Origin of the sequence: Pseudomonas sp. I8001, from assembly GCF_013385345.1 — a bacterium.
GTDB lineage: Bacteria > Pseudomonadota > Gammaproteobacteria > Pseudomonadales > Pseudomonadaceae > Aquipseudomonas.
The window spans coordinates 86,566-107,983 of sequence record NZ_JACAQC010000001.1 but is presented as its reverse complement, the minus strand read 5'-3'; the positions used below and the strand labels follow the sequence as shown (position 1 = coordinate 107,983).

At 61.7% G+C, this 21,418-nt stretch carries 24 protein-coding genes; 10 read left to right on the top strand and 14 right to left on the bottom strand.

Annotated features, from left to right (window positions below):
• Positions 1–1,560, bottom strand: coding sequence for an ABC transporter substrate-binding protein (locus HX839_RS00545; protein ID WP_003208134.1), 1,560 nt, complete (start codon positions 1,558–1,560; stop codon positions 1–3).
• 388 nt (positions 1,561–1,948) lie between these two features.
• Here HX839_RS00545 and HX839_RS00540 point away from each other — a divergent pair, with 388 nt between their 5' ends.
• Together HX839_RS00540 and HX839_RS00535 are read left to right on the top strand one after the other, a co-directional pair.
• On the top strand, positions 1,949–2,863 hold the full coding sequence (locus tag HX839_RS00540; RefSeq protein WP_003208132.1) for a LysR substrate-binding domain-containing protein: 915 nt from the start codon (positions 1,949–1,951) through the stop codon (positions 2,861–2,863).
• 25 nt (positions 2,864–2,888) lie between these two features.
• Positions 2,889–4,319 carry a serine hydrolase gene (locus HX839_RS00535; protein ID WP_177066589.1) on the top strand — a complete coding sequence of 477 codons (1,431 nt, stop codon included), beginning with the start codon at positions 2,889–2,891 and terminating at the stop codon, positions 4,317–4,319.
• Here HX839_RS00535 and nadE read toward each other — a convergent pair.
• Genes nadE through HX839_RS00520 form a run of 3 tightly spaced genes read right to left on the bottom strand, consistent with a single transcriptional unit; the run spans position 4,299 to position 7,000 of the window.
• Positions 4,299–5,114 carry an ammonia-dependent NAD(+) synthetase gene (gene nadE / locus HX839_RS00530; RefSeq protein WP_087694155.1) on the bottom strand — a complete coding sequence of 272 codons (816 nt, stop codon included), beginning with the start codon at positions 5,112–5,114 and terminating at the stop codon, positions 4,299–4,301. The two genes, HX839_RS00535 and nadE, sit on opposite strands and share 21 nt — an antisense overlap.
• Position 5,115: 1 nt before the next feature.
• Complete coding sequence (gene pncB, locus HX839_RS00525) at positions 5,116–6,342, bottom strand: nicotinate phosphoribosyltransferase (RefSeq protein ID WP_003208126.1); 1,227 nt, start codon at positions 6,340–6,342, stop codon at positions 5,116–5,118.
• Positions 6,343–6,352: 10 nt separating this feature from the next.
• Complete coding sequence (locus HX839_RS00520) at positions 6,353–7,000, bottom strand: nicotinamidase (RefSeq protein ID WP_003208124.1); 648 nt, start codon at positions 6,998–7,000, stop codon at positions 6,353–6,355.
• Positions 7,001–7,147: 147 nt separating this feature from the next.
• Between HX839_RS00520 and HX839_RS00515 the strand changes: the two genes are divergently transcribed.
• Positions 7,148–7,855 carry an NUDIX hydrolase gene (locus HX839_RS00515; protein WP_177066588.1) on the top strand — a complete coding sequence of 236 codons (708 nt, stop codon included), beginning with the start codon at positions 7,148–7,150 and terminating at the stop codon, positions 7,853–7,855.
• A gap of 163 nt (positions 7,856–8,018) precedes the next feature.
• Here HX839_RS00515 and HX839_RS00510 read toward each other — a convergent pair whose 3' ends face one another.
• Both HX839_RS00510 and HX839_RS00505 read right to left on the bottom strand, forming a co-directional pair.
• A complete protein-coding gene (locus HX839_RS00510; protein WP_008437073.1) occupies positions 8,019–8,792 on the bottom strand; it encodes an L-iditol 2-dehydrogenase in 774 nt (257 codons plus the stop codon).
• A 22-nt stretch (positions 8,793–8,814) separates the two neighbouring features.
• Complete coding sequence (locus HX839_RS00505) at positions 8,815–10,125, bottom strand: sugar ABC transporter substrate-binding protein (RefSeq protein ID WP_134326840.1); 1,311 nt, start codon at positions 10,123–10,125, stop codon at positions 8,815–8,817.
• 214 nt (positions 10,126–10,339) lie between these two features.
• Here HX839_RS00505 and HX839_RS00500 point away from each other — a divergent pair, with 214 nt between their 5' ends.
• Positions 10,340–11,287, top strand: coding sequence for an AraC family transcriptional regulator (locus HX839_RS00500; protein WP_177066587.1), 948 nt, complete (start codon positions 10,340–10,342; stop codon positions 11,285–11,287).
• Here the strand turns inward: HX839_RS00500 and HX839_RS00495 are convergent.
• Positions 11,257–12,066, bottom strand: a complete 810-nt coding sequence (locus tag HX839_RS00495; RefSeq protein WP_177066586.1) for an aminoglycoside phosphotransferase family protein — start codon at positions 12,064–12,066, stop codon at positions 11,257–11,259. The two genes, HX839_RS00500 and HX839_RS00495, sit on opposite strands and share 31 nt — an antisense overlap.
• Positions 12,067–12,290: 224 nt before the next feature.
• Between HX839_RS00495 and HX839_RS00490 the strand changes: the two genes are divergently transcribed.
• Entirely contained in the window at positions 12,291–13,247 is a 957-nt protein-coding gene (locus HX839_RS00490) for a nucleoside-specific channel-forming protein Tsx (RefSeq protein WP_032899590.1), read from the top strand.
• Between the two features lie 20 nt (positions 13,248–13,267).
• Positions 13,268–14,305 carry a purine nucleoside permease gene (locus tag HX839_RS00485; RefSeq protein ID WP_102369313.1) on the top strand — a complete coding sequence of 346 codons (1,038 nt, stop codon included), beginning with the start codon at positions 13,268–13,270 and terminating at the stop codon, positions 14,303–14,305.
• 126 nt (positions 14,306–14,431) lie between these two features.
• Here the strand turns inward: HX839_RS00485 and HX839_RS00480 are convergent, their stop codons facing one another.
• The 3 genes from HX839_RS00480 to HX839_RS00470 form a co-directional block, all read right to left on the bottom strand.
• Complete coding sequence (locus HX839_RS00480) at positions 14,432–15,391, bottom strand: zinc-binding alcohol dehydrogenase family protein (protein WP_177022769.1); 960 nt, start codon at positions 15,389–15,391, stop codon at positions 14,432–14,434.
• 30 nt (positions 15,392–15,421) lie between these two features.
• The gene (locus HX839_RS00475) at positions 15,422–15,595 is read right to left on the bottom strand and encodes a DUF1427 family protein (RefSeq protein WP_003208108.1); all 174 of its coding nucleotides are present in this window, start codon (positions 15,593–15,595) and stop codon (positions 15,422–15,424) included.
• 89 nt (positions 15,596–15,684) lie between these two features.
• Positions 15,685–16,449, bottom strand: a complete 765-nt coding sequence (locus HX839_RS00470) for a helix-turn-helix domain-containing protein (RefSeq protein ID WP_102369315.1) — start codon at positions 16,447–16,449, stop codon at positions 15,685–15,687.
• 116 nt (positions 16,450–16,565) lie between these two features.
• Between HX839_RS00470 and HX839_RS00465 the strand changes: the two genes are divergently transcribed.
• Positions 16,566–16,808: a DUF6555 family protein gene (locus tag HX839_RS00465; protein WP_003208104.1), complete on the top strand. Its 243-nt coding sequence runs from the start codon at positions 16,566–16,568 to the stop codon at positions 16,806–16,808.
• A gap of 117 nt (positions 16,809–16,925) precedes the next feature.
• On the opposite strand, the gene HX839_RS00460 is transcribed toward HX839_RS00465, so the two are convergent.
• From HX839_RS00460 to HX839_RS00450, 3 genes are all read right to left on the bottom strand, one after another.
• Positions 16,926–17,096 carry a metallothionein gene (locus HX839_RS00460; RefSeq protein ID WP_008437063.1) on the bottom strand — a complete coding sequence of 57 codons (171 nt, stop codon included), beginning with the start codon at positions 17,094–17,096 and terminating at the stop codon, positions 16,926–16,928.
• 92 nt (positions 17,097–17,188) lie between these two features.
• Complete coding sequence (locus tag HX839_RS00455) at positions 17,189–17,644, bottom strand: DMT family transporter (RefSeq protein WP_003208100.1); 456 nt, start codon at positions 17,642–17,644, stop codon at positions 17,189–17,191.
• Positions 17,645–17,648: 4 nt separating this feature from the next.
• The gene (locus HX839_RS00450; protein WP_026078275.1) at positions 17,649–18,134 is read right to left on the bottom strand and encodes a DMT family transporter; all 486 of its coding nucleotides are present in this window, start codon (positions 18,132–18,134) and stop codon (positions 17,649–17,651) included.
• Positions 18,135–18,252: 118 nt separating this feature from the next.
• Between HX839_RS00450 and HX839_RS00445 the strand changes: the two genes are divergently transcribed.
• From HX839_RS00445 to HX839_RS00435, 3 genes are all read left to right on the top strand, one after another.
• Positions 18,253–19,185, top strand: a complete 933-nt coding sequence (locus tag HX839_RS00445) for a LysR family transcriptional regulator (protein ID WP_102604793.1) — start codon at positions 18,253–18,255, stop codon at positions 19,183–19,185.
• 138 nt (positions 19,186–19,323) lie between these two features.
• A complete protein-coding gene (locus tag HX839_RS31495; protein WP_003208094.1) occupies positions 19,324–19,695 on the top strand; it encodes a type II toxin-antitoxin system Phd/YefM family antitoxin in 372 nt (123 codons plus the stop codon).
• Positions 19,692–20,069, top strand: a complete 378-nt coding sequence (locus tag HX839_RS00435) for a type II toxin-antitoxin system VapC family toxin (RefSeq protein WP_003208092.1) — start codon at positions 19,692–19,694, stop codon at positions 20,067–20,069. Before HX839_RS31495 ends, HX839_RS00435 begins: the two co-directional genes overlap by 4 nt.
• Positions 20,070–20,079: 10 nt before the next feature.
• Here HX839_RS00435 and HX839_RS00430 read toward each other — a convergent pair whose 3' ends face one another.
• Complete coding sequence (locus HX839_RS00430) at positions 20,080–21,399, bottom strand: Nramp family divalent metal transporter (RefSeq protein ID WP_087694160.1); 1,320 nt, start codon at positions 21,397–21,399, stop codon at positions 20,080–20,082.
• Positions 21,400–21,418 lie beyond the last annotated feature (19 nt).

Below are 21,418 nucleotides of genomic sequence, written 5' to 3'. Positions count from 1 at the left end.
TCAGTTACTCCCGGTCGCAGGAACGCTGACGGTCCACAGGCGCGGCTTGGACACCGGCCAGGTGCGCAGGCCTTTGACGTAATCACGGCTGGCGGCGATGGCGTTGCCGTTGTACATCGGGATCATCGGCACGTCCTTGAGCATCTGCTGATGCAGTTGGTCGAACAGCGCCTGGCGCTTGCTGATATCGCCTTCGCGCTGGGCTTCACGCAGCCATTCCTGGGCCTGGGGGTTGTCCCAGACCTTGCGCGCTTCCTTGTCCTTGTCGCCGGTCATCGAGTCGAAACTCAGGGCCGGGTCAAGGCGTTCGGAATACGGGAACGCCATCATCTGGTAGTTGCCGGTCTGGTAGCGCTCCAGCTGGGTGCCCCACTCCAGGGTTTCCAGTTCCAGGTTGATGCCGCTGGCCTTGGCCATGGCTTGCACGAACACGCCCATGTCGAAGATCGCGGCGTAGCGCTTGTTGACGATCAGTTTGATTGGCTGGCCTTTATAGCCAGCTTCCCGCAGCAGTTGGGCGGTCTTGGCCGGGTCGAAATCGAAGCCCTGGTTCTCGATTGCCTGGTGGTAGTGGCTGCCACTGGCGACCATCGAATTGTTGGCCTGGGAACGGCCACCGGTCAGGGCGGCGACGATTTGTGCGGAGTCCAGCGAATGGGCGATGGCCTGGCGCAGGCGCACATCTTTGAGCAAGGGGTCGCGGGTCTGGAACAGCAACGCGTTGACCGACATGGTGCCGCTGGAGGTGACCTTGATGCCGGGGTTGGCAGCCAGTTCGGTGGCGTCCAGCGGCGTGACGTCAATCAGCAGGTCGACGTTCTTCGACAGCAAGGCCGCCTTGGCCGCCGCCGGGTCCGGGATCACCAGCAGGCGCACGCGGTCGAGGGTCGTGGTTTTATTGCCGGTGTAGCCATCCGGCTCTTTCTCGTCCCGCGGGGTGTAGTTGGCGTTGCGCAGCAGGTCGATGTATTGGCCGGGCTTCCACTCGCCCAGGCGGAACGGGCCGGTGCCGATGGGGGCTTTCCACTGGCCGTCGACCACCGAGTCGGGGTGCAGGATGCCGCTGCCACCGCATTCCGGCAGCGCGGTGCTGGTGAGGAACAGGCCGTTGGGCTTGTCCAGGGTAAACACCACGGTGAGTGGGTCCGGGGCGCTCATGTCGACGATTTTCGCGCCGCCATGGCCGTCGAATTCAGGGGCGCAGCGCCATTGGGTTTTCGGGTCGAGGTAGTGTTTCCAGGTCCACAGCACTTCGGCGGAGGTCAGTGGCGCACCGTTCTGGAACTTGACCCCGTTGCGCAGGTGGAAGGTGTAGCGCAGGCCGTCGTCGGACACCTGCACGTCTTTGGCCAGCAGCGGGCCGACGGTGGCATCTTCACGGAAGGCCACCAGTCCTTCGGTAATGTGCAAGATGACGGCGTCGGAATTGGTGTCACGGTTGACGCCTGGCTCGGTGCTGCGAATGTCGGCGTTCAACGCGACTTTCAATAGATTCTCGGCGTGGGCAGTGCCCACCAGCGCGGCGGACAAGGCGCCAGCCAGGAATAAAGTCTTGTTCATGATAAATGCACCTTGAATGATCCTTACGCTTGGGTTCGGACGCTGGCAGGACCAAAAAGAGGCACGGCCGAACACCTGAATAGTTGTTGTTGTTTTAGTCGCTGATTACGGTTTGCGAATGTTCCTGGACCGATCTTATTCGCCCCCCAATCAACTTGAGAAGAACGCTCCGAGTGATCGGGCTCGGTTTATCCGATCATCAACCGTCCGTGGGTTGCCCTGGCCTTACCGTACCGAGAAATCAGGGCCTTGAGCTGGAAAAGATGGGGTTTTCCTGATCAAAAATAATGATCGCGATCATCCAGACCGATCTGTGCTCACCTATAGTCATCAGATAAGCTGGCTGGCATTCAATGGTTTAAATGCAGCACTGAGCGAGCCCACCGTCATGACCCTCACCCATCTTCGCGCGTTCTGCTCCGTGGTTGAAAAAGGCAGCTTCCGCTCGGCCGCACGCCAGTTGGATGTGGCCCAAAGCACATTGACCCAGTCAATCCAGACCCTCGAAAAGGAACTCGGGGTGGTGCTGCTGCAACGCTCCAACCAAGGCATCAACCTGACCCCGGCCGGCGAGGTGTTCCTGGCCCGTGCCCGTTCCATCACTCTCGACTGCGAACGTGCCCTGCTCGACCTGCAACCCTGGAAAGGCGAGCCCGAAGGCCATATCGCCCTGGGCGTCACCTCCGAACCCTTGGCCGAATTGCTGCTGCCGGTACTGAGCAACTTCACCCAGCGCTTCCCGCGCATGCAGGTGCACGTGGCCAGCGGCACTACCAAGGGCCTGGTGGAAAAAGTTCGCGATGGCCGCCTGGATTTCGTCTTGTGCCCGCTGGCGCCCAACGTGGCCGATATCGACCTGGCCATCGACCGCCTCTACAGCTCAAACGCCGGCATCATTGCGCGCAAGGGCCACCCGCAGGCCCACGCAAAATCCGTGCAAGCCCTCACCGACTGCCAGTGGATCAGCGTACGCCCGGCCGGCGTAGTGGGCGGCGCGGAGAACCGCTTGATCGAGCTGTTCCGTACCCAGGGCCTGGCGCCGCCAAAGATTGCGATCACCACTGATTCGTTGCTGGAAACCCTGCACATCGTTTCGGAAACCGATTACCTGACCATCGAACCGCGCATGCTGCCGGGGATGAAGCTGTTCTCCAGCGCCCTGACCACCATCGCCATCGAAGAACCGCTGGCGACCCGCGATGTATGCCTGATCAGCCGCCGTTCGTCGCCGCTCACCAGCGTCAGCCAGGAACTGACCAGCATGCTGATTTCCTATTCGCGGCTGGTGCACCGCAGCCGTTGATTTCCCTCCCCCTACGAGCCTGTTTATGCCCATGTCCTACGATGGTTTGTCCCGCGCCAGCGCCAGCAGCGTCGGCGTTGATCCCGAGCACCTGATTGCCTTTCTCGATGAAGTGAAAGCGGCCGGCCTCGACCTGCAAGGCCTGATGCTGCACCGCCACGGCCACGTGGTCGCCGAAGGCTGGAGCTGGCCGGTGGACCCCAACGAGCCGCGGGTATTGCACTCGGTGGCCAAGAGCTTCACCGCCTGCGCCATTGGCCTGGCCGTGGATGAAGGCTTGCTGAAACTGGATGACCGGCTGGTGGCGTTCTTTCCGGAGTGTGTGCCGGTGGATGCCGACCCGCGCCTGGCGGACATGACCGTAGAACACCTGCTGACCATGCGCACCGGCCACGCCGCCAATACCTCGGGGTCAGTGTGGCGGGGGATCGAGACCAGCTGGATTGCCGAGTTCTTCAAGATACCGCTGGCCTATGCACCGGGCACCACCTACGTCTATACGAGTGCGGCCAGCTACATGCTCTCGGCGCTGATCAACAAGGTCACCGGGCAAACCTTGCACGCGTACCTCAAGCCCCGGCTGTTTGTACCGCTGGATATCCATAATGAAAGCTGGGACATCGGCCCCGATGGCGTGAATCCCGGCGGCAATGGCTTGAAGGCGCCGACCTCGGCCATGCTCAAGCTGGGTGTGCTGCATGCACAAGGCGGCGTGTGGCATGGCAAGCAGGTTCTACCGGCGGCCTGGGTTGCAGCGGCCACCAGACCACAAGGCGGGCCGGACAGCCGCTACGGTTATCACTGGATGATGAAACCGGCACACGCCTTCAGCGCTGTCGGGGTGTTTGTGCAGATGGCGATGGTGTTCCGCGAGTACGGTGCAACGCTGGTGGTGATCGGCGGGATGAAGAATTCGGCGGAGCTGACTCCGTTTGTCGAGCGGCATTTTCCGGCGGCGTTTGGCGATGATTGCACGGTCAAACCCGAAGCGGATGCACGGTTGCAGCAACGTCTGGCGAGCATGGCACAGCGGCCTGAGTTGCTTTCAGCGTGTGCAGGGCCGAGAGATTTCACGGGCGTGTATCAGGTAGAGCCCAACGGGCTGGATGTGCAGCAATTGGCGTTCGCCGTCGAAGGCAATGTACTGCGCTTCCAACTGACCGACAGCAAGGCGACTCATGCCCTAGAGGTGGGGATTGATCACTGGATCGCCGGCACCACCAACATGCCGGGCCGGGCGTTGCACCACGGTTATGAGTTCAAGGATGCGCAGATCGTTGCCGGCGCGCGCTGGCTGGATACCGGGACGCTGGAGATGACCTGGATCTACCCGCAAACCGCGTTTCGCGATCGGGTGGTATGCGGGTTTGACGGTGACCGCGTGAGCGTGGCGCGTACGGTCAACGTCAACAGTGCCGGGAAGGAACAGGAAGTCTTAGTCGGGAACCGCCGGTAATGCTCGCTTGTGGGCGGTCTTGAGGTAGGCGCTCTCGACAATCGCCCTCACCCGCTCACTCACTGCCTCGCCCATCAGGTAGCGGTCGATCTCGTCATAGCTGCAGCCATACGCCAACTCATCCGGCTTGCCCGGTGCCAGTTCTTCCAGGTCGGCAGTCGGTGCCTTGGCCACCAACTGCCGTGGCCCGCCAAGGGCGCTGGCCAGCAGGCGCACCTGGGTCTTGGTCAGCCCTGAGAGCGGCGCCAGGTCGCAGGCGCCGTCACCGAACTTGGTGAAAAACCCCATCAGCGCCTCCGCGCCATGGTCGGTGCCCACCACCAGGCCGTTGTGCAGGTTCGCCACGGCGTACTGCGCCATCATCCGCGCCCGGGCCTTGACGTTGCCCTTGATAAAGTCGATGCGTTCGGCGCTGGCTTGCGCGGCAGACAGGCTGCCCATCAGCCCGTCGACGCAGGCGGCGATGTTCAGCGTCTCGATCCGGTCCGGTGCGATAAAGTCCAGGGAAGCCTGGGCGTCGCGCTCGTCCGCCTGGGTTTTATAGGGCAGGCGCATGGCAATAAACCGCGCCTCGTAGCCTTCGTTGCGCAGTTGTTCCACTGCCAGTTGGCACAGCCGCCCGGCGGTCAGTGAGTCGACACCGCCACTGATGCCCAGCACCAGCGCATGGCAGCCGGACTGGCGCAAGGTGCCCTTGATGAAGTCGATGCGCCGTTGCAGCTCAGCGCCCTCGCCTCCCTTGCCGAGCAGCCGGTTGATCTTCAGTTCTTGTGCGATACGTGCCTGAGTGTCCATGTCACACCCCCAGTTGCGGATTGACGTTGCCGACGTTGAACACCTGCGCCGCATACTGCAGGAACGAGGCGTCTTCGCAGACGTTCTTGATCGGGTCATCGGAGAATTTCACCACCGGCTCGCCGTGCACCCGCACCAGTTTCATCACGATGCTCAGCGGCTCCACTCCGTCGACATCACAGGCCAGGCTGGTGCCCATGCCAAAGCCGAACTTGGCCTTGCCCCGCACGTGCCGCAGGATCGGCAGGCATTTCTCGAAATTCAGGCCATCGGAGAACATCAGGTCCTTGGTCATCGGGTCGATGCCCAGCTCCTTGTAGCGGGCCAACACCTTGTCGGCCCAGACGATCGGGTCACCGGAGTCCTGGCGCAAACCGTCGTACAGCTTGGCAAAGTACAGGTCGAAATCCTTGAGGAAAAAGTCGGTGCTGATGCAGTCGGTCAGGGCGATACCCAAGCGCCCACGGTATTCGCGCACCCAGTTTTCCAGCGCCGCATTCTGGCTTTCCCGCAGCCGCCCCAGTTGCTGGTGCACCATCAGCCACTGGTGGGCCATGGTGCCGATCAGCGGCAGGTCGAATTCGTAGGCCAGGTGCGCATTGCTGGTGCCGATGAACTGGCCGGGAAAGTCGCGGCGCATGATGTCGACCACTTCACGCTGGGCCTTGAACGACAACCGCCGGCGGGTGGAGAAGTCCGAGACACGCAGGTCGGCCAGTTCGTCGCGGGTGAGGTTTTTCTCCAGCCAGTCGAATTTCTGGTAGAGCTTGCGGGTGACGTCTTCGAGGCTGACGTCGGGGTATTTGTCGCGGTTGCGCAGCTCGCTGACCAGGGCCAATACCGGCTGTTCGAACATGATGCAGTGCAGCATCGGGCCGACCACGCGGACGTTCAGTTGGCCGTCGATTTCACTGACGTGGATATAGCGCAGGTTGAAGCGGAACAGCCCCAGGAAGCGCTCGAAATCCGGGGTCAAGTACTCACGGCGCTGGTTGAACAGAAAGCGCAGCTCGCCTTCGCGCATGCTGAGGCCGGCGAGTTTTTCCAGCTCCACCCGCAGCTCGGGAATCAGGTGCCCCAGTTTCTCTCTGGAGCGGACGATGAACTGGTATTCCACATCGACATTCGGGTGCTGGTGCAACACGGCCTGCATCATGGTGAAGGTGTAGTAGTCGGTGTCCAGCAGGCCCTGGATCACAGCGTTTTCGTAGTCGTATGCACTTTCCATGAGGTACTCCTTAACGCGCGGCCATCGCGGCCAGTTCTTCCCGATTGCGGGTAATTACAACGCCTGCTTGTTGCAAATGGCTGACCGCCTGCACACCGCCCTCCTCGCTGATGCCACGGCATGCCGGCAGGTGCAGGATCACCTCGAAACCGGCCTTGAGCAGTTGCAAGGCGGTGGTCTTGACGCAGTAGTCCAGGGCCAGGCCGCCGACAATCACACGCTGGATGCCCTGGGCATTGAGGTATTCGATGACGCCGGTGGAGAGTTTGTCGTGGAGGTCGTGGTAGCAGGCGCCGTAGGGATGCAGGTCGGGCTCGACGCCTTTCCAGATGAAGTAGTCGTAGTCATAGGGCGTGGGCAATTCGTCCAACAGGGTGAAACCTTCAGTGCCGGGCACACAGTGGGCGACCCAGGTGACATCGGCATGTACCAGCCCGGTGGGTTGCAGCATCTCGCTGTGCTGTTGCACCACCCAGGGCGCGTGCGGGGTATGGGCGTCCTTGCTGCCGACACGGCGCGCGGCGAGGCTGGCCATGTAATTGAGCTCGGCGCCGATCTGGTCACCACCAGCGACCGGCAATTCGTTGGGGCACAGCGGTGTGAAGCTCTTCTGGGCGTCAACGTCGAATGAGGCGATAGCGTTCTTAGAGACGGTCATGGTCGTGTTCTCCTGTGGCCTGGATATAAAAGTACACGTCATGTACTTTCATGGCAAGAAACATTTTGTTATCTATCCTGGATCAAGTACACGACATACCCGTTTGATCCGTTAGACTGTGCCCCACCGCTGCCAACAGGACCCGACATGCCAGACCACGCCCCAACCCTTAGCGCCTACCTGCACACCGTGGACTTGTGCGTGCTGTTCTATTGCCGTGCATCCGGGGAACTGAAGATATTGCTCAACCAGCGCGACGCCGAGCCCTTCGCCGGGCACTGGGCCTTGCCCGGTGTAGTGGTGAATGGCGGCGTGCTAGATCTGAGCCTGCAGGATGCCGTGGAGCGGTTGCGGGCCAGTGACAAGGTTGGGTTGCCGCTGGCCTGGTATGAGCAAGTGGGGACGGTGGGCGATGCGTTTCGCGATCCGCGCTGCTGGTCGTCGTCGACCTATTACCTGGCGATCGTGGCTGATGAGGTGGAGCTGGGGGGGCATCAAAAGTGGTGCTCTGTTGATGCCGTGGCGACTGGCGGGGTCAAGCTGCCCTTCGATCACAACGCGATTGTGGCAGCGGTACAGGAAAGGCTGTTTTCCAAGTCGCTGTACAGCAGCTTGCCATTGATGTTTTTGGGCAATGAGTTCAGTGCGCCGGAGGCGACTACGATCTTTTCGCTGGTATTGGCGCGGCCGGTGCTGAAGACCAGTATTCGCCAGCGGTTGCTGAAGTTGACCGAGGCCGGTTTTTTGCGGGAGACGGGGCGCAAGAAGCATGGCGAGGGCGGACGGCCGCAGGCGACAGTGGAGAATCTGAAGCCTGGGGCGGTGTACTTCTTTGATCGCAGCTTTGCCGAATAAGACCAAGCCCCCTTCCCAGGACAATGAAGATCAACTGTGGGAGCGGGCTTGCTCGCGAATGCGGAGTGTCAGTCGCCGGCTAGATTGACTGATACAACGCTTTCGCGAGCAAGCCCGCTCCCACAGTTTTTGATCTGCGATGGTTCGAGGAGCTGCGTCCCGCTCAATTCATCCAGTTGCCGCCGTCGACGTTGTAGGTCTGGGCAACCACGTAGTCGGCCTCTTTGGACGCGAGGAAAACCGCCATTCCGGTCAAATCCTCGGCAGTCCCCATCCGCCCAAACGGTACCTCTGCTCCTACGCGCTTTTTCTTCTCGCCCAGCGGCAGCCCTTCGTGCTTGGCAAACATCGCGTCCACCCCGTCCCAATGTTCGCCGTCCACCACTCCCGGCGCGATGGCGTTCACGTTGATGCCCTGTTTGATCAGATTCAGCCCCGCCGATTGCGTGAGGCTGATCACCGCCGCCTTGGTCGCGCAGTACACCGCCACCAGAGGCTCACCCCGGCGCCCGGCCTGGCTGGCCATGTTGATGATCTTGCCGCCATGCCCCTGCTTGATCATCTGCCGGGCCGCCGCCTGCAAGGTGAACAACGTACCGGCGACGTTGATCGAGAACAGCCGGTCGAAGCTCTCGCGGGTGATGTCGGTGATGGGCGCCAGGTCGAACAAGGCGGCGTTGTTGATCAGGATGTCGAGCTTGCCGGCCTGCGCCACCACGGCGGCAATCGCGGCATCGATGGACGCCTGGTCGGTGACATCCATCGCCACCGCGTAGGCTTTCGGGCCCAGCTCCGTGGCGGTGGCCCGCGCCCGCTCCAGGTTGATGTCGGCGATGGCTACGGTCGCGCCTTCGTTGATGTAGGCCTGGGCAAACGCCCGGCCAATGCCCCGCGCGCTGCCGGTGACCAGCGCACTTTTACCTTCCAGTCGATTCATCAATGCAGTGTCCCTGAGGTGATTATTTCGGGTAGCCGGCGCGTTTCATTTCACGCTCGGTGGTGGACTGCGCCTCGGCCAGTGCCTTGTCGACCGTCATGCCGCCGGTGAGCGCTGCCGAAAACAGCTTGCCCACCGAGGTGCCGATGGCCTGGAACTCGGGGATCGTCACGTATTGGATGCCCACGTACGGCACGGGTTTGGCCGACGGGTGCGCGGGGTCGGCGTGTTGCATCATCTGCAAGGTCACCTTGGCGAACGGCGCCGCGGCCAGGTACGCCGCGTTGTAGGTGGACTGGCGCGTGCCCGGCGGTACGTTGGTGATGCCGTCCTTATCCGCTACCAGCTGGATGTATTCCTTGGAGGTGGCCCAGGTGATAAAGGCTCTGGCGGCGTCCTTGTGCTTGGAGGTGGCCGGGATCGCCAGGGACCAGGCGTACAGCCACGACGAACCCTTGTCGGTGACCTCGGTGGGTGCGGCGGCAAAACCCACGCTGTCGGCGACTTTGCTTTGGGTTTTGTCGGTGGTGAACGAGCCGGCAACGCTGGCGTCGACCCAGATCGCGCATTTGCCGCTGTTGAACAGCGCCAGGGTTTCGTTGAAACCGTTGCTGGAGACGCCCGGCGGGCCATAGTTTTTCAGGGTGTTGACGTAGAAGTTCGCCGCCGCCGTCCACTCGGGACTGGTCAGCTCGGGTTTCCATTGCTCGTCGAACCAGCGTGCACCAAAGGCGTTGGCCATGGTGCTCAGCAACGCGATGTTTTCACCCCAGCCGGCCTTGCCCCGCAGGCACATGCCGTATTGGTCCTTGGCGGGCTGGTTGAGCTTGGCGGCGAACTCGCCCAGCTGGGTCCAGGTCGGATGCTCGGGCATCGCCAGGCCGGCCTGCTTGAACAGGTCGGTGCGGTAATAAGTGACGGTGCTTTCGCCATAGAACGGCAACGCGTAGAGGGTGTTGTTCACCGACAGGCCCTGGCGTACCGCGGGGAAGATGTCTTCCACGTCGTAGTCGGCGGGCAGCGGCGTGATCGGTTCCAGCCAGTGCTTGGCGCCCCACAACGGGGTTTCGTAGGTGCCGATGGTCAGTACGTCGAATTGGCCGCCCTGGGTCGCGATGTCGGTGGTGAGGCGTTGGCGCAGGACGTTTTCTTCGAGCACCACCCAGTTTAGTTTCACCTCGGGGTGCTGCTCTTCGAACACCTTGGACAGGCGCTGCATGCGGATCATGTCGCTGTTGTTGACCGTGGCGATGGTCACGGTTTCGGCAGCATGTGCGGCCATCGCGAGCGTGAGGCCGGAGAGCAGGAACAGCGCTTTCGGAATCTTGAGCATGGCGGTTTCCACTTATTGTTTTTGTTGTTGACGGCCCGATTACAGCAGCTTGCCCGGAGCCGGACAAACGAATGGCGGATGCCTGGCTGATACTTTTTTAACCGCATCGCCAAGATCAAAAAAGTATCAGTGGCGGGCAAAACCCGGGGTAGCGGCTACTTGGACAAAGGGCGTATTTTGGTGCCATTCCAAAAAGCCCAGAAGGGCCAAGCCCATGCCTGCAAGCCGATCCGCCCTTTTCGAGCAGCGCCCCGCCGAGCTGGAAGTGATTCTGGCCGAGCCCGAGCATGGCTTTCGCTGGTACGAACATGACTATCCGTTCGAGCTGGCCCGCTGGAACCATCACCCCGAATTTGAAATCCACCTGATCCGCCAGGGCAGCGGCAAGCTGGTGGCGGGCGACTACATCGGTGCGTTTGGCGCCGGCCATGTCGCACTGATCGGCCCCGACCTGCCCCACGACTGGATCGGCGACCTGGCCCCCGGCGAGTACCTGACGGGGCGCGATGTGGTGTTGCAGTTCGACGGCGCCGCACTGCTGGCCCTGCGCACCACGCTGCCCGAGCTGGGCGACCTGCAAGGCCTGTTTGACCGGGCCCGGCGCGGCCTGGAATTCACCGGTGAAACCGCCCTGAAGGCTGCGCACCTGCTGGAGTCCATCGGCCCCGCCGAGGGCCTGGCGCGCCTGATTCTGTTCATCCAGTTACTGCATACCTTGGGGCAGGCACCCTCCGGGGAATCCCATTGCCTGGCCAGTGCCTGCTACACGCCAAGCCTGGATGCCCGCAGCTCGGAGCGTATCCACAAGGCCTTCGAATACCTGATGACGGAATTGACCGGCGACCTGCGGCTGTCGGTGATCGCCCAACGGCTGGACATGAGCGAACCGGGCTTCTCGCGTTTTTTCAAGCGCGTCACCGGCCACGGCTTTATCGACCTGATGCGCAAGTTCCGGGTGCAGCGCGCCTGCCGCCTGTTGCTGCAAAGCGAGATGTCAGTGGCCGATATCTGTTTTGAAGTGGGTTACGCCAACCTCTCCAACTTCAACCGGCACTTTCGCATCGAGATGAACCAGACGCCCAGCGAATATCGCCGGGAAACCGCGATGTACCTGTTTAACCGCAATGGCGATCAGGCGCTGCCGTTTACCAAGGCGCATTGAGCCAGGCGTGCCACTTCCAGCTCCCCATCGGCGCGGTGTCGCTGGTCATCCTCCAGAAACCACGCCGCCGACAAACCGGCGTGCGCCACAACCCATTGCAACAGGCGCTGGCGCTCCAGGCCCGCAGCCCCGGCGATGATCTCGACCTGGCGTGTAAATCGCGCCGGATCGGTGCAAGTGGGCAAATCCGGATTGCAGATCAAATTCGCGTAGTCATAGCCACGCTCGCCGGCCACCCGCTTGGGATCAATCGCCAGCCAGCCCCGGGGGCCGAAATCGAGGATGTTGTCGTGGTGCACATCACCGTGCAGCACCACCGGTTCCTGAGGTGACGCCAGCAGGCTGCGCGCCGTGGCGGCACACTCGCGTATCCGCCCGCCTTTACCCTCAGCGGCGAGCCACAGGGAGCGGAACCAGAGCTCCAATGAGTGCAAGCCCGCCGGTGGCGACGGGCGCGGCGCATGCAACAACACCACGGTGGCGCAGGCAATGCGGCTGGCTTCATCGTCCTGGCCGTTGAGGGCCATGTGCATCAGCGAACCCGGGCCGGTTGCGCGCTCCATCACCACGGCATCGCCGTCATGGAAAAACACGCGGGCGGCGCCCTTGCCGGCCCACCAAGTCATCAATTCGCCGCCGAGCTTTTCCTCGGGCTCGCGGGCGATCTTGAGCATCGCCGGCTGCCCGTCCCAGCGCACCGGCAGCAGGTCGCTGCCGGGGGTGATGATGGCGTCACCCTCGGGTGTCAGGTTCCAGCGTTTCAAATAGTGATCGAACATCGGGCGACTCCCAGTGCGAGGTCCTGCAGGATGCCACACACGCCTTTACCCGGTCCGTTACGTTTCTGACCACAAGGCCGACTATTTCCCACTTTTCTCAATTCCTTCATACAATTGACACAAATTGGTACAACCTGTGCAAACGTTTGCGGAACGAACTTGGCAACCAGGTTCACCTCAACCCGAAGAATCGGGCCCCAACCGCGTACGAACAGGGATTTTCAATGCAACCCACTTCCAGACGATCCGCGTCGGCTACCCCTTTTGCTGTTTCCCTGCTACTGGCTGCCGTTACGGGAGTACTCAGCGGACCCATTTTGGCGCAGGAAAAACCCACCGATGACTCAGCACAGGGCGAAGCCCTGGCCCCGGAAGCCAGCCCGTCGAAAAAAGGCGTGTACCTGTCGGACTGGTTCAACCAGGACCTGACGGTGATCGGCAGCAAAGACATCAGCTTCGGCCCCAAACCCGCCGATGACGTGTACCTGGAGTACGAATACTTCGGCCGCAAGGGCCCGTTCGAACTGTATGGCTACGTCGACATCCCGAAGATCTTCGGGATCGGCAACAGCAACGACAAAGGCGCGTGGGACCACGGCTCGCCGGTGTTCATGGAGCACGAACCGCGCATCTCCATCGACTACCTGGCCGGTCGCAGCCTGGCCATCGGCCCGTTCAAGGAATGGTATGTAGCGTTTGACTGGATCTACGACCACGGCAGCAACAAGGACAACCGTGCCAACACCTTGTACAGCGGCCTGGGCACCGACATCGAGACCCACTCGCGGGTCAACCTGTCGGCCAACTTCTATGGCCGTTACCAGTGGGAAAACTACGGCGCCAGCAACGAATACTCATGGGACGGCTACCGTGCGCAGATGAAATACATCGTGCCCATCGGCAGCTTCGACAATGGTGCGTCGCTGACCTATATCGGCTTCACCAACTACGATTTCGGCTCGGATCTGCACAAAGACAACCCCGCGCGCACCGCCAACTCCCTGGTTGCAACAAACGTGCTGTTGTATTCGTTCACTCACCTGCGTTTCACCCTGGTAGGCCGTTACTTCCACAACGGCGGCAACTGGGAAGACGGCAGCGAGCTGAACTTTGGCGACGGTAATTTCCGCGCCCGCTCCAACGGCTGGGGTTACTACGCCGGTGTGGGCTATCAATTCTGAGTGTGAACAAGGAGCAGTAGATGAAGACCTTTACCCGCCTTTCAATCGCCATCGGGCTGGCCGCCGGGGCGCTGTTGCCGCATGTCGTGCTGGCTGATGCCCCGGCCCCGATCAAGCCCAAGGTGATGCTGATCACCATGTTCGCCCCCGAAGCGCAGAACTGGATCGACCGCCTGGAACTCAAGCAGGAAGTTCGCGTGCCAGGCTTGTCGGCCGAGTATCCAGTGATCCGCTGCAACACCCAGGACGTGTGCCTGCTGGTGACCGGCATGGGCCAGACCAACGCTGCCGCCTCGACCCTGGCGCTGGCGTTGTCGCCCAAGTTCGATCTGCGCCAGAGCTACTTCCTGATCGCCGGGATCGCCGGGATCAACCCGCACCATGGCACCATCGGCACCGCCGCGTGGGCCCATTACCTGGTGGAATTCGGAACCCAATGGGAACTGGATTCACGGGACGCGCCGAAGGACTGGCCGACCGGCTATATCGGCATCAATACCAAGGGGCCGAACGAGAAGCCGCCGCTGGACTACAAGACCGAAGTGTTCGAGCTCAATCCCAAGCTGCAAGCCAAGGCGTTTGCGCTGTCGCAAAAAGTCGAGCTCAGTGAAAGCAAGGAGTCCACGGCCTGGCGCAAACACTATCCGTACGCGCCGGCCAATCAGCCGCCGCAGGTCACCCAGTGCGACACCCTGGCGGGCAATACCTGGTTCTCCGGGACGCGCCTGAGTGAGCGCGCCGAGGTCTGGACCAAATTGCTGACGGACAATAAAGGCGTGTACTGCACCACCCAGCAGGAAGACAACTCCACCTATGAAGCGTTGCTGCGGGCCAGCCGTGAAGGGTTGGTGGATATCAATCGCCTGGCGGTGGTGCGGGCCGGTTCCGACTTTGATCGGCCGTACCCGGGCTACAGCGAAGTGGACAACCTGCTGAAGTATGCGGACCAGGGCGGATTTGTGCCGGCGCTGGAGAACCTGTATCGCACCGGTAATCCGCTGGTGCAGGCAATTCTGAAGAACTGGTCGGCGTGGGAAAAAGGCGTTCCCGAAGCCTGAACAAAGATCAAATGTGGGAGCGGGCTTACTCGCGAAAGCGGTGGATCAGTGCCGAATGTATTGGCTGACACACCGTATTCGCGAGCAAGCCCGCTCCCACACAAGCCCGCGCCCACAATAAGCGGGTCAGGGCAGGAAGATAATCTTGTCGGCACTGCCCTGGTTCACTTGCTCAAAGCACTTCACACCGTCGGCCAGCGACACTTCTCGCAAACCGGTCGGCAGCGGCAACAAGTCCTCATCGAAGAACCGCCCGAACTGCTCCAGCATCACGGCGCATTGCTCGCAGTTGTAGAGCAGCGAATTGATCCCCACCACCGAACCACCCTTGCGATACAACGCCAGGGCCGGCAGTTGCACGTGCCCGTCAACCGGCGCGGCGATGATCGCGATACGGCCAAAAGGCGCCAGCGCCGCCACCGCTGCCGGCAACCAGAAGCCGGTGGTGTCAAAGATCACATCGGCGCCCGTACCGAACAGCGCATTGACCTGCCCTCCCAGCGCTTCCGGCTGGCCCAGTAACAAGCCCTCGAAACCCTGCTCGCGCAAGGCCTCGACCTGTTCCGGCCGACGCACGGCCCCGAGCACCTGGGCCCCACGAATCTTCGCCAAGGCCAGTGCCGCGCTGCCTACAGCCCCATTGGCACCAATCACCAGCAAGCGCGTGCCTTTGGTTACACCGCTGCGCTCAAGCGCATCCCACGCCGTGGTGTACGGCACGCCGAGACTGGCGGCCTGGGCAAAGCTCAGGTGGCTGGGCTTGTGCGCCACGCCCTTGGCCGACACGGTGAGGTACTGGGCGTGGGAACCGTCGGCGAAAAAGCCCAGGTCGCGACCCGTGCCCCAGACTTCCTGGCCAACGAGCTCCTGCGGACCTTCCACCACCACCCCGGCAAAGTCCCGCCCGGGAATGCGTGGCAAGGTGGTGTAGGGGAAACGCCCGAGCACGTTCTTCACGTCGCTGGGGTTCAGCCCGGCAGCCTTGATCTGCACCAGGACTTCACCGGCCGCCGGCACCGGCGTGGCGACATCAACGTAAGCAAGGGCAGCGAGATCGCCGGTGGCGGAAAATTGCAGTGCTTTCATGACCAATATCCATCGAGGTTAAAAAGGGTTTCAGGAGAACCAGGCGCTGACCATTTGCCGGCCCATGGGCCAGAGCTTCTCGCCCATCAGCATGCCCATCAGCCCGATCAGGGCGATGGCAGGAGGCGCAGGCGAGCGAAAGTCCAGGGCACCGTAAATCACGCCGACCAACAGGCCGATGGCCAAGGAAATCAGGTAATTCATGGAACACTCCGCAGCAAGGGTTGATGCGGTCAGTGTAGGGGGCCTGAAACCGAAGCATCGGCCAAGTGCTTCAGGATTTCGGCCAAGCCTCAGACGGGATACTGCGACGGCGCCATCCCCAGTTCACGGCGAAACATGTCGCTGAAACTGCTCGGCGAATAACCCAGGGAACGGGCGATCGCGCTGACCGACTGGCCCTGGATCAACTCGGCCACGGCGGTGGCCAACTGCACCTGGCGGCGCCACTCGGCAAAGCCCATGCCCAGGCTGTTCTGGAACAGCCGGGCCAGGGTGCGTACGCTGGCGCCGGCGGCTTCGGCGTGCTGTTCAAAGGGAATGTCCAGGGACGGTGACGCCATCACCGCCTGGCAGGCGCTGGTCAGGCGTCGGTCGGCGCCCACGGGCAAGGCGATACGGATCGGCGAGCGCCGGGCCCGTTGCAGTTCCAGCAGGGCCAGGCCGACCACGGCTTCGTAATAGGCCTGGTCCCCCTTGTCGCCCTGCTCCACCAGCGCCACGATCAGTTCGCGCAGCAGCCCGCCGACCTCGATCACTTGCACCTGGCTGTCCAGGGTCGCTGCCAGCGCCGGGCGCAGGTAAATGTTGCGCATCTGCAAGTCCGACACCACGCGAATCCCATGCTCGACACCCGGCGGCAGCCACACCGCGCGCTGGGGCGGCACCACCAGCGCTTCCCGGGGTGTCTCGACCCACATCACGCCGCTCATGGCATACAGCAACTGGCCCCAATCGTGTTGATGGGGCTCGACATACAACCCACGCGGGTAGGTGCGCGCCAAGGGTTGCACGGGGACGGCGTGATCACTGAGGTCGGGAGGCGCGGCAAGGGCCATGGAAGACACATCGTTCAAGGATGGAACGCCATGATAAGACGTGAACCGGACAATCCGAGTGAATTTTTACTGCCTGCGCAGGGTCACTTAAAGACACAAGGAGGGTTTACGGATCCATGACTAACGCAAAACTTTTCGTGATCGACTACACGCTGCATGGCCAGCCCAAGTCATTCATCATCCGCCTGGAAAAACTCGACAACGCCGAAGCCTGGCATTGGGCGAGCTGCGACGCCGGCGTAGGCCGCATCGGGCGCTTTGCCCGTGAGCAGGTGAAGAAGACGAGCCAGCCCCAGGCCGAGAAATTCGGCATCGAAAACGTGCAATGGCGCCGCTCGGATGCGCGCCCCAGCGCGTGAAACAGTAGGAGCGAGCTTGCTCGCGAAGGTCGTTAACGATGACGCGGGGCACCTGGTGCTCCGCGTCGCTCTCGGGTGTTTCGCGAGCAAGCTCGCTCCTACAGGAGGCAGCCGGCGTTAGCCGTGCGCCGACTTGGCACACTCGCACCCGGTCGCCGAAGCACAAGGCTCGCCATGGGCATGATGCTCGGCGCAGCCTTGGCAGCAATAGCCCTTGCCATCCTTCATCACCGCGTTTTTCCCCAACTGGCAGTTACAGTGGGGGCAGGCACATGTTTTCTCTTGCATGGTCAGACTCCTTTTTCGTGGTCGTCCAGGTGCGGCGAACGCCGACACCTCAAGCAATGACTATAGGCAACGATTCAAGGTTCAAAGGCCCGTCAGTCAGCCCGACGAGCGTTGCTGCGGTACATGAACACCAGGGCCAGCGCGAGGCACAGCATCGCCACGATGCGGCTGCCGGACAGTTCGATCGCCGGGTTGCCGAGCCAGCCGAAGTTATCGATCAGCATGCCCATGCCCAACTGCCCGACAATCACCGCCACCGTCGCCACTGCCGTGCCGACAATCGGGACCGCGCCGACCATTACCATCATGTACACCACCCCGAACAACGCCCCGGTCAGTTGCCACTTCGGCACGTCCAGCAGGCTGACCGCGTGGGCGGGCTCAAAGAACAGAATCAGCAACCCGGTACTGATCGCGCCCACGACAAAGGTCAGCAGGCTGCTGCGCAATACGCCCACCGCCTGCCCGAGGCGGCCATTGATGGCGGCCTGCACACTCAATACCGCACCAGCGGCCACTACCAATACCAACAACAGAATCAGGTTCATCCCCTTAACCTCGCGCAATCAGAACAAGTGCCACCACAATCAACGCCAATGCAATCCAGCGCTCCACGTTGACCCGCTTGCGGGCAGTGCCAAACCAGCCGAAGTGGTCGATCAGCACGCTCTTGCCCACCTGGCCCGACAAGATCGCAATCATGGTCATCGCGATCCCGATATGCGGGGTCGCCAGGGTCAGCACCACCACGTACATCGGCCCCAGGAAGCCACCAATCAATTGCCAGCGCGGCAGGTCGGTCAACGCCGGACCCTTTTGCGGGCCGCTGAACAGCAACAGCAGGAACAGGATCGCCGAGCCGACGCCGAAAATGCTCAAGGTCGCCCACAAATGCCCGACCTGCACACCCAGCGGGCCCAGCAACCCGGCCTCCACCGACAAACCCATGCCCGCGAAAATTACCAGCGGCAGCAACAGCAATCGAAGAAACGTCTTGGGCCGGGCCTGAGCCACACCCGCCATTGAAGAAGCCTGCATACATCACCTGCGCGTTAGAGAGAGGAACAATGGCGCGTATTATCCGGTGGCACTGCTGTGCGATAAATGGGAGCATGCCGACAACACCTTTGCGCAATACGCACAACATGGAGTGATGATGCAGGGTTTGAACGAACTGAGCTTCAAGGCGCTTCGCCTGTTTGTCGCGGTACTGGACTACGGCAGCTTTTCCGAAGTCGCACGCCGCGAAGGCCTGGCGCCCTCCTCCATTTCCCGGCAGATCCAGTTGATGGAGCAGGCCCTGGGCCAACAGTTGCTGTACCGCCATACCCGTGCGGTCAGCCCTACCGAAGCCGGTCGCCTGCTGGGCCGGCATGCGCGATTGATGCTGGAGCAACTGGAAGCCGCCGGCCAGGCGTTGCAGGAGCAGGAAAGCGAACCCAGCGGCCTGGTGCGCATCAATGCGCCGATGGTGTTTGGCCAACGCCACCTCTCGCCGTGGCTTGGGGAGCTGTGTCGGCGTTACCCGAAGCTGCAACTGGATATCCAGCAAACCGACACCTACGTTGACCCGTTGCAAGACGGCACAGACCTGCTGTTTCGCATCGGCGTGCTGAACGATTCCGGCATGCAGGCGCGAATCTTCGCCCCCCAGCGCTTTCGTCTCGCTGCCAGCCCCGGCTATCTGGAGCGTTTCGGTACGCCCCGGCATCCGGACGAACTGGTGAACCACCAGTGCCTGGCCTACAAGGGCGTCACCGGCCAGCAGCGCTGGTTCTTCCGCCGCGACCAGGGCGACTGGACGTCCTACAGCGTCAAGGGCCCGATCACCGGCAACCACGCCGACACCCTGACCCACGCTGCCGAACAAGGCCTGGGGCTGGTGGTGTTCCCGTCATGGTTGATCGGTGAAGGCCTGCGCGCCGGCACGCTGCAGGCGGTGCTCAGCGACTATGAAGTGGCGACGACCCTGGAGCCGCAACAGATTGCTGCGCTGTGGCCGGGTAGCCGGCGGCTGTCGTTGAAGGTGCGGACCGTGATTGATTACTTCGTCGAGTGTTTTGGGGCAGTGCCTTACTGGGACCGTTGAGCAACTGTGGGAAACTATTCGGCCCGCACTGTCGGGAAAAATCCCCCTTCAAGTAAGTCCGCTCTGATTTTCCACAACACGGGTCAAAAACCGCTTGCACTCGGGCAGACTTCGAGGAATTCCTTCAGGAGAGACGTCATGGATGCCAGTCATTACCCGTTCGGAAACCTGCAATCGTCCCCGCAAAAATCACCCTCCGCCAGCAGTCGGTTGATCTTTGCCTGCTTACGAAATTTTGGCTATATTTGGCCAAAACCTCGAGAAGACCAAATGATTACCGTACCGTTGGGTGAAGCAAAAAATAATTTATCAAAACTGGTCGATGATGCCGCCGCCGGCCAAATCATCACCATAGCCAAGCATGGGCGCGCGATGGCTCGCCTTGTTCCTGTCGGGAAACCGACAGGCCGGCGAATCGGCGCGATGAAGGGCAAACTGGTGGTGCCGGATGACTTCGATGCGCCATTGCCAGACGACATGCTGGATGCGTTTGAGGGAAACCACCCATGAGAATACTGCTGGATACCCACATCCTGCTTTGGGCCCTGAGCGATGATCCAAAACTGCCAGCGAAGGCCAGAAAGCTGATCGAGAACGCGGCTGAAATTTACGTCAGTGCCGCCACATTCTGGGAGCTGGCGATAAAGGTCGGGCTCGGGAAGCTCAACGTAAACCTGGACGAAATTCGCGAATACTGCCTGGAAAGCGGCTACGTGGAACTGCCCATCACCTCGGAGCACGCCATCGCGGTCAAGGACCTTGAACACCATCACAGGGACCCGTTTGATCGGCTCATCATTGCAACGGCTATCATTGAGCCGATGAAGTTAGTGACAGCCGACCCGATGGTGGCGAAATACACATCATTGGCCGTTTTGACTTAATTCACTTCGCTCAAAACAACCACTGCCCGATCAGCCAGGCATTCGCCCCGCTGATCACCACAAACAAGCTCCAGGCCAGCAGCCGCGTAGGCAAGCTGTTGACGAACGGCCCCATCAGGCGCTTGTCACCCGTCATGCGGATCAGCGGAAACAACGCAAACGGCAACTGCAGGCTCAACACCACCTGGCTGAGGATCAGCAGCTTGCCGATGGCATCATCCCCCATCAGCCACACCCCGAGGAACGCCGGGATCAGCGCCAGGCCACGGGTGATCAGGCGTCGCTGCCAGCAGGGAATGCGCAGGTTGAGGTAGCCTTCCATGATCACTTGCCCGGCAATGGTGCCGGTGAACGTGGAGCTCTGGCCCGAAGCCAACAGCGCAACACCGAACAGCACGCTGGCGAACGCGCCACCCACCAGCGGGTCGAGCAAGTGATAGGCGTCCTGGATTTCCACCACATCAGTGTGGCCGGTCTGGTGGAACGCGGCGGCGGCCAGTATCAGGATTGCCGCGTTGACCAGCAGTGCCAGGGACAGGGAACCGATGGTATCGATACGCGCCAGTTTCACCGCGTCCTGGCGGCTGGCCAGGTCCTTGCCGACCAGCCGGGTTTGCACAATGGAGCTGTGCAGGTAGAGGTTATGGGGCATCACCGTGGCCCCCAGTATGCCAATGGCCAGGTACAACGGTGCGGCATCACTGATGGCGGACAACGACGGGGTGAAACCACGAAACACGTCGGGCCAGTAAGGCTTGATCAGCACCAGCTCGATGAAGAAACACACGCCGATGGTCGCCACCAGTGCCAGCATGATCGCTTCCAGCCGGCGGAAACCTCGATTTTGCAGGGCCAGGATCAGCAAGGTATCGAAGGCAGTGATGACAATCCCGGTGGTCAGTGACACGCCCAGCAACAGGTGAAACGCCAGGGCGCAGCCGAGGACTTCGGCGAGGTCGGTGGCGATGATCGAGATTTCCGCAAGGATCCACTGCACGAACGACGAGCGCCGGCTGTAGCGCTCGCGGCTCAGTTGCGCCAGGTCCTTGCCGGTGGCGATGCCCAGCCGTGAGCACAGGCACTGCACCGCCATCCCCGCCAGGCTCGCCAGCAGCACCACGAACAACAGGTTGTAGCCGTAGCGCGAACCGGCCTCGATGGCCGTTGCCCAGTTGCCCGGGTCCATGTAGCCGATGGAGATCAGCAAGCCAGGGCCGGCAAACATCAGCGCACGTTTGAAAAACGAGGCACGGGGATCAACGACGATGGAGCCGGCGACTTCCGGCGGGCAGAACGGGGCGGTAGCGATTTTGGGCAGGCTGAATTTCACGCGGGGTACCAGGCTTTCA